The organism is Pseudomonas rhizophila, from assembly GCF_003033885.1.
In the GTDB taxonomy this organism is placed as follows: Bacteria; Pseudomonadota; Gammaproteobacteria; order Pseudomonadales; family Pseudomonadaceae; genus Aquipseudomonas; species Aquipseudomonas rhizophila.
The window spans coordinates 3,244,971-3,257,543 of record NZ_CP024081.1 but is presented as its reverse complement, the minus strand read 5'-3'; the positions used below and the strand labels follow the sequence as shown (position 1 = coordinate 3,257,543).

Genomic DNA, 12,573 nt, shown 5'->3' with positions numbered 1-12,573 from the left:
TGTGATCCTCGATCACAGGCCTTTCCTTATTAAGAGACATAAAGCCGAGCAAGCGCCGTCGTCACGAGGCTAGACGTGCTCGCTGCTTTTCAATCGTACCGGGCCATGCTCTACCGGTGCATGGGCTGCCTCCGCCACCACCGGAATCTCGTTGCCATCGCAGTCGTGCAGCTTGCCGTCACTGAAGTAGTCGCCTTCACGCAGCGCCGCCAGGTCCTGATAACGCAACACCCGCTCGGTACCGGCGGCGAATACGGACTGTTGATCCGAGTTACCCCGGGTGAAGTGATTGAAGGCCAGGTTCAGCACGATTGCCATGATCGCCGAAGAGCTGATGCCCGAATGGAAGATCGTCGCGAACCAGCTCGGGAAATGATCGTAGAAATTCGGCGCGGCGATGGGAATCATGCCGAAACCGATAGAGGTGGCGACGATGATCAGGTTGACGTTGTTGCGGTAGTCGACTTTTGACAGCGTGCGGATGCCGCTGGCAGCCACGGTGCCGAACAGCACGATACCGGCACCGCCCAACACCGAAGTCGGCACCGCGGCGATCACTCGGCCCATGAACGGCAGCAGGCCGAGTACCACCAGAAATACCCCGCCAGTTGCCACCACAAAACGGCTCTTGATCCCCGTCACCGCCACCAGCCCGACATTCTGGGCAAAGGCGCTCTGGGTGAAAGAGCCAAAGATCGGCGCGATCATGCTCGACAGCATGTCGGCCCGCAAGCCGTTACCCAGACGCCTGGAGTCGACTTTGGTGTCGATGATCTCGCCCACCGCGAGGATATCGGCGGACGTTTCCACCAATGTCACCATGATCACGATGCACATCGACAGAATGGCCGCGACATGAAAAGTCGGCATGCCAAAGTGGAAAGGTGTGGGGAAGCCGAACATCGGGCCTTGGCTGACGGATGAAAAGTCCGCCATGCCCAGGAATACGGCGATGACCGTACCAATGACCATTGCCAGCAGAATCGACAGCCGCGAGATCGTCGCGCTGCCCATTTTGCTCAGCAGCAGCACCAGGACCAGGGTGACGGCGGCCAAACCGATATTGGCCATGCTGCCGAAATCGGCGGCGTGGCTATTGCCGCCCATCGCCCAGCGAGCGGCTACCGGCATCAAGGTCAGGCCAATGGTGGTGATGACGATGCCAGTGACCAGCGGCGGAAAGAACCGGGTGATTCGCGAGAACACCGGAGTAATCAGTAAGCCGATCAAGGACGCGGCGATCACCGCTCCGAGGATGGCCTGGAACCCCCCTTCTCCGCCGCTGCCGACGATCGCCACCATGGTCGCGACCCCGGAAAACGAAACGCCCTGCACGAGAGGCAACTGACAGCCGAAAAACGGCAGGCCAAGGGTTTGCAACAATGTTGCAAGCCCCCCCGCGAACAATGACGCCGCGATCAACAGGCCGATGTCCGCCGGTGACAAACCGGCGGCCTGACCGATGATCAGTGGCACAGCGACGATGCCACCGTACATGGTCAACACATGTTGCAGGCCGTAAGCCATATTCGCGCCGACGCCAAGGTTTTCGTCCTCGGGCCGTGGGAGTGAAACATGGGGCGTTTTCATGGTTCGGGAGTTCCCTGTTTTTTGTTATGCGCACACTGTATTCAAAACTCAGGACAAATGTCCATAGAGTTGTATACAACTTATTGCGCACAGCCATCCTCTCCCGCGGATCCTTGCGCCTCCCCTGCTACCCCACTTCGTTACAGAAGCCCAACCACGGCGGGCCGTAAAAGCTCGCGTGGCGGTACGCGCAGACCAAACTCGTTTTCCAGCAGGTCGATCAGTTCGTCGGCGTCGGTGATTGTCCGGCGCTCGCTTTGCTCGCCTATCCGGTGCAAGGCATAGCTGTTTCCGTTCAGGGTCTTGCGCAATCCATCGCCAGTGCGAGCCACCATCAACCGGCCCATGAATGGCGACTCGGGGTGGTTGCTGACGTACCAATTGCCGACGGTGTAGTCGATGTCTTCCTGGCGCTGCAGATCGAACAGGTACATCGGCCGCCATTCGTCGGCCACGCAGGCACGCAGCAGATAGCCGTCCGGGTGAGCCTCGATGCGATAGGGTTCGTGGGGAGTGGCCTGGATGTCACGGCTGTCCAGCAGCAGCGGCGCAGTAGGCACCATGCCGCCGAAGCCGACATCGGTGGTGTAACGCACGCCGTCAAGCGTCACCAGGCTGAGGCGGTGGGTGCGGGCGGGCCAGGCACCCTCGGGGGCATTCATCACCACCCGTCCGGTGATGCCTCGGGCTTCGAAGCCCAGTTCCAACAGCAGCGCCAGGAACAATTGATTGAGCTCATAGCAGTAGCCGCCGCGGCCTTGTTCGAAGACTTTTCGCTCCACTGATTCGAGGTCGATGGGGACGGGTTGGCCCAGCAGCGTCGAAAGGGTTTCAAAGGGGAACTCGGCGGTGTGGCGTCGTTGAAGCAGGCGCAAGGTGTCGAGGGTCGGGGCTGGCGGTGTGTCGAAGCCCAGGCGTTGCAGATAACGGCCCGAATCGTTCAGTCGGGTTTGGCTCATGAGGATGTCCTTTCCTGTCCAGTGCAGGGCTTACAAAAAGTCCGCTGCTGGGGTGCAGATATAAGGCATTCGCCTTTGCGAGACAATAACCGACCGCAGACCTCGCTCCCTCACCGACGTTTTCGCGAAGCGAGCCGGATCCAGGTCGGAGCATGGTCGCTGGGATGCGGTTGATTCCTGACCCATGCGTCCACGCCCGCCTCGCTCAGATAAGGACTGGCCGCCGGGTTGAGCAGCAGGTGATCGATGCGCAGCCCAGAGTTCTTTTGCCAGTGCTGACGGAAATAATCCCAGAAGGTGTATACCCGCTCGTCCGGGTACAGGTGGCGCAATGAATCGGTCCAACCCTGGTCGAGCAGCCGCTGATAACACTCGCGGCTTTCGGGTTGCAGCAGGGCATCCTTGAGCCAGGAACGCGGGTTGTAGATGTCCAGATCGGTGGGCACCACGTTGTAGTCACCCGCCAGCACCACCGGATGATCGCTGGCCTGCAGCCCCTGGGCATAAGCGATCAGCCGTTCGAACCAGGCCAGTTTGTAATCGAATTTGGGCCCTGGTTGCGGGTTGCCGTTAGGCAGATAAAGACAACCCACCAGCACGCCATGCACCGCTGCCTCCAGGTAACGACTGTGGCGGTCATCGTCGCCACCGGGCAAGCCACGGCGGCTCTCCAGCGGTTGCGCATCACGGGCCAGGATCGCAACGCCATTCCAGGACGCCTGGCCGTGCCAGAGCGATCCGTAACCGACCGATTCCAGCTGCGCTGTGGGGAAATCCTTGTCCGCTGCCTTGAGTTCCTGCAAGCAGACAATGTCGGATTTCTCCCGCTCCAGCCACTCCAGCAGATTGGGCAGTCGAGCCCGGATGCCGTTGATATTGAAGGTCGCTATGCGCAGGTTTTTCATCGGGCCAGAGCTCCAGATCCAGGACACTAGCTGTGACCGACAAGCCACCGTGGTGGTTGCAACGATGTACGATCTCCCGGCCATCGATTTTGATGATTTCTGCGACCTCAGCGATCCGAGCGCGCCAGCGTATCAAACCCGTCTTCCATCGATAACGCCGCCACTCGGTTGCGTCCGCTGTGCTTGGCCTGATAAAGCGCCGCGTCGGCCCGCTGGAGGAACACTTCAATGCTGTCCAGACTGCTGGGCACAAACGCGTAGCAGCCCAGGCTCACCGTCAAGTAGCCGGTAGGAGAGCCGGCATGGGTGATGTGTTGGTCGATAACGCTGCGGCGGATCTGCTCGGCCAGGGCCAAGGCCCCTTGCAGGTTGGTATCGGGCAGCAGCACCGCGAACTCCTCGCCGCCATAACGCACGGCAAGGTCAGCCTTGCGATGACAGCAACCCTTGAGCACCTTCGCCATTTCTGCCAGACAATGATCCCCGGCCACGTGGCCGTAGGTGTCGTTGTAACGCTTGAAGAAATCGATATCGAGCATGATCAGGCTCAAGGGGCTGCGCTGGCGGGCGCCCCGGCCGAACTCGATGTCCAGGGCCCGCTCGAACAGCCGACGGTTCGCAAGCCCGGTCAGGCTGTCATGGGTGGCAATCAGTTCCAACGCTTCCTGGGCCTTGCGCAGGTCCGCTTCGATCCGTTCGCTGTTGCGCACCTGACGCACGAACACCCAGCCGAACAGGCAGATACCTAATACCACCACTGCCACGATCAGACTGGATTTGAAGGCTCTGTCGTGCCAACCCGCCAGGATCGCCTGTTCGGACATCGCGGCAGTGACCACCAGTGGATAGGCCTGTAAATGCTGGTGGTCATAGAGCCTGAGGACGCCATCGGCAGCGGAACGGATGGTCGCGGTGCCGACGCTTTCGCCGTACGGCTCATGTTGAAAGACCGGTTCCTCGGCCAGGGATCGACCGATTTTCGCCTCGTCGAAGGGCCGCCGGGCTAGCAAGGTCCCGTCGGACAAGGCCAGGACCATCTCGTCTTGGTCAGCGAGGCTGAAGCTTTCGAAGAATCGATCGAAGTACGACATCTTGATCCCGGCCAACAATACGCCCTGGAAATTGCCGTCCTGATCATTCAAGCGCCGCGACACCGGGATGATCCAGTCGCCATTTTGTCGACTGCGGATAGCAGGCCCGATATGAGTGGTCAGGGCGGTGTTCTGCTGATGGAACGTAAAGTAGTCCCGATCTGCTACCCCTGGGCCCCTGTGCAGTTGTTCAAAGGACGTAATGACCCAATGACCGTGCTTGTCGAACAGGAACAGGCCATGCAATTGCTCCAGGGCTTGCACGCGCCGGGCAAAGGTTTTCTGCAGACGTGGTTGCAGCGCCGGACCGAAACCGTCGCTCTCTATCCAGTCCGCCAGGCTGGTCAGGACCAGGTCTGTCTGCTGGAACGTGTCCTGAGCCTGTTGGGCCATGGCCCGGGTGAGGTTGGCTGAGGCGGTGCGCGCCGACTCCAGATCGTAGCGACGAGACTGTTCCAGTTGCAAAAAAAGCAGGCCACACAGGCACAGGCAGACCGCCGCGATAAACGCCACCGCTGCCTTGAGCAACGGCAGGCGCTTGAGGGCACCGCCGGGGACATGGAACGGATCAAAATGGGGGATAGGCAAGCGAATTCCTGAGGGGGGCAAAGCATGAGCGAAACCCTCAAAGCCCCCAATATTCGTGAGCTTAGCCTACCGCCTGGGGGGGCGGCAATTTGCCGGTGTGGCATAGCCGATGGGTGGCTCAATGGATCCAAAATCCTGCGCATGGCCCTGTCAAATTCACCCGTTCTGGCCGGAAAATCCCCCTCAATGGCGACAATCCCGGAAAGCCGGTTTTTTTCATGAATCGCTTTGCCAGGGCTATCAAAATTGCGTAACGCCCCATAACGTAGGTCGCCTTTGCCATCCAAGCACCGGCCGACCATGAATAAACCCATCCCGACCGTCGACGACCCGTTGTCCAGCCCCTCGGCCATCAGCTTGCGCGAGGCGTTCTGGTTCTGGCTCAAGCTGGGCTTTATCAGCTTCGGTGGGCCGGCAGGACAAATCTCGATCATGCACCAGGAGCTGGTGGAGCGCCGACGCTGGATTTCCGAACGACGCTTTCTGCATGCCCTCAATTACTGCATGCTGCTGCCAGGCCCCGAGGCGCAGCAATTGGCGACGTACCTGGGCTGGCTGATGCACCGCAGCTGGGGCGGGATCATTGCCGGGGCGCTGTTCGTGCTGCCTTCGCTGTTCATTCTCATCACATTGTCCTGGCTGTATGTCGCCTTTGGCGAAGTGCCGGTGGTGGCCGGGATTTTTTATGGCATCAAGCCAGCCGTGACCGCGATCGTCGTGCATGCCGCCCACCGGATAGGTTCGCGCGCGCTCAAGAACAGTTGGCTGTGGGCCATCGCCGCCGGCTCGTTCACCGCGATATTCGCTTTCAATCTCCCCTTCCCGCTGATCGTGCTGGGAGCGGCGGTCATCGGGTACGTCGGCGGCCGCTGGGCACCGGAAAAGTTCAGCCTGGGCGGGCACAACGCCACGCATCAATCCTTTGGCCCGGCATTGATCGACGATGACACCCCGCCCCCGGAGCATGCCCGCTTCAGCGCCTTGCGACTGGCCCGGCTGGCGATCATCGGCGCCCTGCTGTGGGCCTTGCCGATGGGTGTGTTGGCCCTGTTGTTCGGCTGGGAAGGCACCCTGACGCAAATGGCCTGGTTCTTCACCAAGGCGGCCTTGCTGACGTTTGGTGGAGCCTATGCGGTTCTGCCCTATGTGTATCAAGGCGCTGTCGGACATTTCGGCTGGCTGACACCGACACAGATGATCGATGGTCTGGCCCTCGGCGAAACCACTCCCGGCCCGTTGATCATGGTGGTCGCTTTCGTCGGCTTCGTCGGTGGCTACGTGATGCAGGTGTTCGGCCCTGAACAGGCCTTCCTCGCTGGCGCGGTTGCAGCCACGCTGGTGACCTGGTTTACGTTCCTGCCCTCATTCCTGTTCATCCTCGCGGGTGGGCCATTGGTGGAGTCGACGCATAACGAGCTGAAATTCACCGCACCGCTGACGGCGATTACTGCCGCCGTGGTCGGGGTGATCCTCAACCTGGCCTGCTTCTTCGGTTACCACGTGCTTTGGCCCAGCGGTTTTTCCGGTGCGCTGGACTGGCCGTCGGCAATCATCGCGCTCGCCGCCGCCATTGCGCTGTTTCGCTACAAACGCGGCGTCATCCAGGTGCTACTGGGATGCGGACTGACCGGCCTGGCCGTGCATCTACTGCGTTAGATGAGGCATTTGCTCAGGTAGGCCGCCGAGGCCGGGCACAATGATCTGAATTGGGCCGTTTCGCTGATCGACATCGGCGCCAGCGAACGGTCACGCGCCTGATACCCCTGGGCGACAAAGAAGCTAGCAGCACTGGCAGTGAGCAGGTGAAGGCGCTCCACACCTTGGTTTTTCGCAAAGTCTTCCAGAGCGACCAGCATCGCTGCGCCTATGCCGCGCCCCCGCAGCCCCTCAGGGACCACCAGAGAGCGTAACAATCGGTCCGCGCCCTCCCCCTCGATCCCGCCAAACGCCGCCTGAGCGTCTGCTTGCCTGAAGCTGAAAAAACGTCGGCCCTGCTGGTTCAGGTCGTCCACTGGCAGACCCGCCAGGATCAGCGCCTGGCGCAACGGTTCCAACTCCTCATTGCTCAGTTCGGTCATGTGCATGGCATTGCTCTGACAGAGGTTCTGCCCAGGAAACTACGCCGCCAGCACTCTCCTACGCAACTGCTCGCGCAGAACAAAATTGAACGGCCCGTGCTTTGCGCGAACTAACCAGGTTCATGCCCTGCCCAGGTTCTCACACCAAAGTCGGCAAGGGCCAAAACCTGAACAGCAATGGCACAGGTGACCGTTCACATGGACTCAAGCTCTCTCCAGTTCCTTACCGACACCCAATTACTCGGCATCTCCATCGCCAACTGGCTCCTGGCCCTGGGTGTGATGGTGGTGAGTTTTATCATCGTCAGGGCCGGCATCGGCTTGCTGTTGAGAAAAGTGCAGGCCCGGGCACAGAAACCCGATGCGTATGTCAGCCACATCGCCGTCGAAGTCCTGTCCAGCACCAGCAATACGCTGTTGTTACTGGCCTCCATCCTCATTGGCGTCGGCGTCCTGGACCTGCCGGAGCGTTGGCTTGACCGGGTCAGCAGCCTCTGGTTCGTGGTCGCAGCCTTGCAGGTGGGGCTCTGGGCCAACCGGGCAATTGCCCTGGCGTTGCTGCACTATTTCGCCCGCCACAGCCACTCCGACATCCACCAGAAAAGCGCGTTGGCCACCCTGAGCCTGTGGGGCGCGAAGGTGTTTCTCTGGGCCGTGGTACTCCTGGCGATGCTCTCCAACCTGGGCGTGAACATCACCGCCTTTATCGCCAGCCTCGGGGTCGGTGGTATCGCCGTGGCGCTGGCGGTGCAGAACATCCTCGGTGATCTGTTCGCCTCGCTGTCCATCGCCGTGGACAAACCGTTCGAGGTCGGCGACTTCATTGTCGTGGGTTCCCTGGCCGGCACCGTGGAACATGTCGGCTTGAAAACCACGCGGATCCGTAGCCTGGGTGGCGAGCAGATCGTGATGGCCAATGCCGGAATGATCAGCACCACCATTCAGAACTACAAACGGCTTCAGGAACGACGGATCGTCTTTGAATTCGCCCTGCCCCATGACTGCTCGACAGAACAGCTAAGGCAAGTGCCGGTCATCGTCGAAAACATCATCAAGGCTCAGGAAAAGACCCGCTTCGACCGCTCGCACTTTCGCGGTTTCGGCGAGAGCGCACTGGAATTCGAAACGGTGTACATCGTGCTGGACCCCAGCTACAACGTTTACATGGATGTCCAACAGGCGATCAACCTGGGCATGATGGAAGAATTCGCCAGAATCGGTGTGCGGTTTGCGATCCCGGCCCGTACCGTTCATGTCGCCTCGCTACCCGATACGCAGGGGCAAACGTCCAAGGAAAACGCTCACAAGACCTCGCTGGAAGCCGCGCCTGAATATCGCTCGCAGCATTGACCTCCAAGCACTTACCCTGTGGGAGCAAAGCTTGCTCGCGATGAGGGCGCACACGCAAATGGGCGCCCACTCGTATCAAATAAAACTGACAGACCGCGAATTAGCTGGCGGATTGAGCAATGCATTGGAGCCGGTCTCAATCGCCGGCGACCTGTTTTCCACCGGCGGTTTCCCTACGAGAAGGCTCAACGCGTTGTCGATCTCGTCGGCCGCCCCTTGTGCGTACTGTGCGTTTGCCCAGCTCCAATGGTGTTCAAACATCAACCCGCCCACCGCCTGCGCGCACAGTTCATCACTGCAGACCCCCATCTTTCCCGCCGCAGCGATCACGGCCATAAGGGCTTGCTCCAACTGGAAAATTCGCTCGGTAGTCACACTGACCCACTCGATAGGTAACGATCCCCTAGCCTACCAATATATCAATGTGCCACCAACCGCAGGCGCTCAACGGTCATCTGCTCAAACGGCCTTGGCTTGCGCCCGGGCGCGGATGTCTGGGCAATCCCGAACCGCGGCCCGTGCAGCCAGGATGCCGAGAACGGCTGCACCACCCAGCACAACCGCGCTGGCTTCGAAAGTCGCCTGATAGCCGCTCAGATCGAAAAGGATGCCGCCCACCGTGGCACCCGCCGCAATCGCAAGCTGAATGATCGCGACCATCAATCCACCCCCTGCTTCGGCATCATCTGGCAGCGTTCGCGCCAGCCAGGTCCACCAGCCGACGGGGGCAGCGGTGGCCACTAAACCCCAAAGTCCCAGCAGGATAATCGTGATGGTTGCCGACGCCCCGAACCCCACCAGGGCAAGTGCAATCGCTGCCATCAGCAACGGGATGACGATGAGCGTCCGGTACAGGCCATTTTTCAAGAACGCACCGATCACAAAGGTACCGAGCAAACCGGCCACGCCAATCACCAGCAATGCAAACGAAAGCAAAGACACGCTCATCTGCGTCACCGTTTCAAGGAACGGTCGTAGATAGGTGAACAACATGAATTGACCCATGAAGAATGCGCTGGCAGCCAGCATGCCCAAGGCTATGGGGGCTCGCTCCATCAATTTGAACACGTTGGCGCTACCCTGCTTCGTCTGTGCCGGCATGGAGGGCAGGCGTAACAGCAGCCAGACCAAAGCGGTGGCGGCGACAGGCACAATGCAAAAGAACGCGCCACGCCAACCGATTATCTGCCCAAGAAAACTGCCCAGCGGCGCCGCCACCACCGTCGCCAACGCATTGCCGCCATTGACGATCGCCAGGGCCCGTGGGATCTGCTGATCCGGCACCAGCCGCATGGCCGTGGCGGCTGACAACGACCAAAAGCCGCCAATCGCAACGCCGATCAGTGCGCGTCCGGCCATGAATACCGCGTAATTGGGTGCCAATGAGACCACGGTTCCAGAAATGATCATCAACAGTGTCAGCAGCAGGAGCAAACTTTTACGGTCCACCCTAGCGGCAATCGATGCAATGAACAGGCTGGTGATCAGGGCGAAGGCGCCAGACACGGCGATGCCTTGACCGGCCTGCCCTTCGCTAATGTGAAGATCGGCCGCAATGGGCGTGAGCAGGCTGACCGGCATGAACTCCGATGCAACGAGGGCGAACGCAGCGAGGGACATGGCAAGCACCGCGCTCCACGTGGGGCGGTCTTGGGAGATGGGCAATACGCTATCGGTCATGGGATATGAATCCTGTGTTTCTTGAGCGTCGGGTCCACTGAAGACTCGAGGGGACGAACTGCGGCACCGAAGATCGCTGCCGCAGGACAAGAGGTGCCAAGTGATGGCGTGATTGAGGGAGTTACTTCAGATTGTTGCGAAAGAACCCGGCCAACTTGTCGAACGGGATCAGGTTCACCCGGTCGTAAAGGTCCACATGGTTGGCTCCCGGGATGATGAGCAACTCTTTGGGTTGCGCAGACCGCTTGTAGGCATCTTCACTGTACTCACGCGAGTGCGCCTCGGAGCCGGTGATAAACAGCAAAGGACGCGGCGAGATGCTTTCAATGTCATCGAACGGGTAGAAGTTCATGAACTTGACGTTGCTGGACAGCGTGGGCATGGTCGTGGTCTGCGGCGAAGCGCCGGCGGGAGTGACTTCGCCACGCGGGGTCCGGTAGAAGTCAAAGAACTCATCCGCGATGGCATCGCCCGTCAATTTCAGCGGTGAGCCAGAGGTGTACGCGGTTTTTCCACCGATAAACTCCACATAGCGCTGCTCGGCTGCCGTGGCCAGGAACTGTTTTTTCTGTTCCGCCGTTGTCGAGTTACCCAGGCCTTTGCGGTACAAGTCGCCATGGTTGTACATGCTGACCGTCGCGATGGCCTTCAGGCGCGGGTCGATCTTGGCTGCGCTGATGACGAAAGCGCCGCTGCCGCAGATACCAATGATGCCGATGCGCTCGCGATTGACGAACGGCCGGGTGCCGAGAAAATCCACCGCAGCGCTGTAGTCTTCTGCGTACATGTCCGGCAACACCGCATTGCGCGGCGTACCCTCACTCTCCCCCCAGAACGACAAATCCAGGGAGAGCGTAACAAAACCCTGCTCGGCCATTTTGGTCGCGTACAGATTGGAACTCTGCTCCTTCACCGCGCCCATGGGATGACCCACGATGATGGCGGCGCTCTTTGCCTTCGGGTCCAGTCCCTTTGGGACAAACAGATTACCTGCCACCTCCATCCCGTATTGATTCTTGAAGGCGACCTTTTCCACTGTCACCTTGTCACTTTTGTAGAAGTTGTCAGCACCGTTGGACATATCAGCCCCCATGGATGAGCAAGAGACGATAAGCAGACCGAGGGCAAGCAGCATTCTTTTCACTGGATAGTCCTTCTGTTTGAGTGATTCGAGGGGTGTCGCCCGCGTAGGCTCGAACATGCATTGAGTAATGATCTCCTGAGTCAGGTCGGATCAAATTTTCAGCGCTCAACCCGGATTTCAGGTAGCGCATTGCGCTGCTTTTCTTGCCCGATCCTATGAGTTCACCCAGTTCGGGTAGGCAGCGCTTCGCTTGGCGAGTTACTGTTCTGCCTATAGCTATCAGCCCTGGACAACCCCCGAACCCGCCATGACCACCCAACGCAAATCCCTGCAAGAGACGCTCGCCGGAATCATTGACGCCCGGACCCCACAGACGGGGGACTTTGATATGCCGGTGGCCGGCCTTAGTTTCTTTCGACGTGAAGCCCCGGCGCATCCCGTCATCTGCATGATCGAACCGAGCATCGTGCTCGTGGCCCAAGGCGTGAAACAGGTATGGGTAGGTGGCAAGGCGTATGGATACGACACCACACGATTTCTCATCACTTCGCTGGACATCCCCGCCAATTCTGAAGTGATGGTGGCAAGCCCGGAGCAACCTTGCCTGGGCCTGGTCTTCAAGCTCGACTTGCGCATGGTCGCCGATCTGGTCGCCCAGAGCGGCATGACGCCGTATCGAGACCGGCCCATCGGAATTGGCGCAGGCATTGGTACAGCAACACCTGAGCTTCTGGCGCCGTTCGCACGCTTGTTGGCGCTGCTGGATGAGCCTGACGCGATCCCTGTACTGGCGCCGCTGATCCAACAGGAAATTCATTATCGGTTGTTGATGAGCGACCAGGCTTCGCGGCTGCGTCAGATCGCCTCCGTGGACAGCCAGGGCTACCGGATCGCCAAAGCCATCGACTGGCTGAAATTGAATTACACCGAACACATCCGCGTAGAGGACCTCGCGGCGCGTGTGCAGATGAGCCCCCCCACCTTCCACCATCACTTCCGCCAGCTCACCGCGATGAGTCCGCTGCAGTACCAGAAGTGGCTACGGTTGAACGAAGCGAAGCGCTTGATGCTCAATGAACATATGGACGTGGCGAGTGCGGCCTTCAAAGTGGGCTATGAAAGCCCCTCGCAGTTCAGCCGTGAGTACGGCCGTTTGTTTGGCATGCCGCCCAAGCGGGATATTGCGACGTTGCGCGGGCCAGCCGATCACACCAAGGCTGTTTGATTCATTGTGGCTTGCCCCATTGT

The 12,573-nt window shown here is 59.8% G+C and carries 11 protein-coding genes; 3 read left to right on the top strand and 8 right to left on the bottom strand.

Annotated elements, in window-relative coordinates:
• Positions 1-69 precede the first annotated feature (69 nt).
• From CRX69_RS15160 to CRX69_RS15145, 4 genes are all read right to left on the bottom strand, one after another.
• The gene (locus CRX69_RS15160) at positions 70-1,590 is read right to left on the bottom strand and encodes a nucleobase:cation symporter-2 family protein (RefSeq protein ID WP_092400548.1); all 1,521 of its coding nucleotides are present in this window, start codon (positions 1,588-1,590) and stop codon (positions 70-72) included.
• A 140-nt stretch (positions 1,591-1,730) separates the two neighbouring features.
• Positions 1,731-2,549, bottom strand: a complete 819-nt coding sequence (locus CRX69_RS15155) for an arylamine N-acetyltransferase family protein (RefSeq protein ID WP_107322271.1) — start codon at positions 2,547-2,549, stop codon at positions 1,731-1,733.
• 110 nt (positions 2,550-2,659) lie between these two features.
• A complete protein-coding gene (gene xth, locus CRX69_RS15150; protein ID WP_107322270.1) occupies positions 2,660-3,454 on the bottom strand; it encodes an exodeoxyribonuclease III in 795 nt (264 codons plus the stop codon).
• Between the two features lie 107 nt (positions 3,455-3,561).
• A complete protein-coding gene (locus CRX69_RS15145; RefSeq protein ID WP_107322269.1) occupies positions 3,562-5,133 on the bottom strand; it encodes a sensor domain-containing diguanylate cyclase in 1,572 nt (523 codons plus the stop codon).
• 300 nt (positions 5,134-5,433) lie between these two features.
• Between CRX69_RS15145 and chrA the strand changes: the two genes are divergently transcribed.
• Positions 5,434-6,789 carry a chromate efflux transporter gene (gene chrA / locus CRX69_RS15140; protein WP_107322268.1) on the top strand — a complete coding sequence of 452 codons (1,356 nt, stop codon included), beginning with the start codon at positions 5,434-5,436 and terminating at the stop codon, positions 6,787-6,789.
• Here the strand turns inward: chrA and arsN2 are convergent.
• Positions 6,786-7,217, bottom strand: a complete 432-nt coding sequence (gene arsN2, locus CRX69_RS15135) for an arsenic resistance N-acetyltransferase ArsN2 (RefSeq protein ID WP_107322267.1) — start codon at positions 7,215-7,217, stop codon at positions 6,786-6,788. The two genes, chrA and arsN2, sit on opposite strands and share 4 nt — an antisense overlap.
• Positions 7,218-7,409: 192 nt before the next feature.
• Between arsN2 and CRX69_RS15130 the strand changes: the two genes are divergently transcribed.
• Positions 7,410-8,561, top strand: a complete 1,152-nt coding sequence (locus CRX69_RS15130; protein ID WP_047228517.1) for a mechanosensitive ion channel family protein — start codon at positions 7,410-7,412, stop codon at positions 8,559-8,561.
• A 75-nt stretch (positions 8,562-8,636) separates the two neighbouring features.
• Here CRX69_RS15130 and CRX69_RS15125 read toward each other — a convergent pair whose 3' ends face one another.
• The 3 genes from CRX69_RS15125 to CRX69_RS15115 form a co-directional block, all read right to left on the bottom strand.
• Positions 8,637-8,897, bottom strand: coding sequence for a hypothetical protein (locus CRX69_RS15125; protein WP_177513908.1), 261 nt, complete (start codon positions 8,895-8,897; stop codon positions 8,637-8,639).
• Positions 8,898-9,020: 123 nt separating this feature from the next.
• On the bottom strand, positions 9,021-10,241 hold the full coding sequence (locus CRX69_RS15120; protein WP_107322266.1) for an MFS transporter: 1,221 nt from the start codon (positions 10,239-10,241) through the stop codon (positions 9,021-9,023).
• A 121-nt stretch (positions 10,242-10,362) separates the two neighbouring features.
• A complete protein-coding gene (locus CRX69_RS15115) occupies positions 10,363-11,385 on the bottom strand; it encodes an alpha/beta hydrolase (protein WP_076386596.1) in 1,023 nt (340 codons plus the stop codon).
• Positions 11,386-11,632: 247 nt separating this feature from the next.
• Between CRX69_RS15115 and CRX69_RS15110 the strand changes: the two genes are divergently transcribed.
• Positions 11,633-12,550, top strand: coding sequence for an AraC family transcriptional regulator (locus CRX69_RS15110; protein ID WP_107322265.1), 918 nt, complete (start codon positions 11,633-11,635; stop codon positions 12,548-12,550).
• The last annotated feature ends 23 nt before the right edge of the window (positions 12,551-12,573 follow it).

Bases quoted from the DNA above. Each gene is read 5' to 3' on its own strand.
- CRX69_RS15155 (WP_107322271.1), bottom strand. From the start codon at position 2,549: ATGAGCCAAACCCGACTGAACGATTCGGGCCGTTATCTGCAACGCCTG.
- CRX69_RS15160 (WP_092400548.1), bottom strand. From the start codon at position 1,590: ATGAAAACGCCCCATGTTTCACTCCCACGGCCCGAGGACGAAAACCTT.
- CRX69_RS15125 (WP_177513908.1), bottom strand. From the start codon at position 8,897: ATGGCCGTGATCGCTGCGGCGGGAAAGATGGGGGTCTGCAGTGATGAA.
- chrA (WP_107322268.1), top strand. From the start codon at position 5,434: ATGAATAAACCCATCCCGACCGTCGACGACCCGTTGTCCAGCCCCTCG.
- arsN2 (WP_107322267.1), bottom strand. From the start codon at position 7,217: ATGCACATGACCGAACTGAGCAATGAGGAGTTGGAACCGTTGCGCCAG.
- CRX69_RS15130 (WP_047228517.1), top strand. From the start codon at position 7,410: ATGGACTCAAGCTCTCTCCAGTTCCTTACCGACACCCAATTACTCGGC.
- CRX69_RS15110 (WP_107322265.1), top strand. From the start codon at position 11,633: ATGACCACCCAACGCAAATCCCTGCAAGAGACGCTCGCCGGAATCATT.
- xth (WP_107322270.1), bottom strand. From the start codon at position 3,454: ATGAAAAACCTGCGCATAGCGACCTTCAATATCAACGGCATCCGGGCT.
- CRX69_RS15120 (WP_107322266.1), bottom strand. From the start codon at position 10,241: ATGACCGATAGCGTATTGCCCATCTCCCAAGACCGCCCCACGTGGAGC.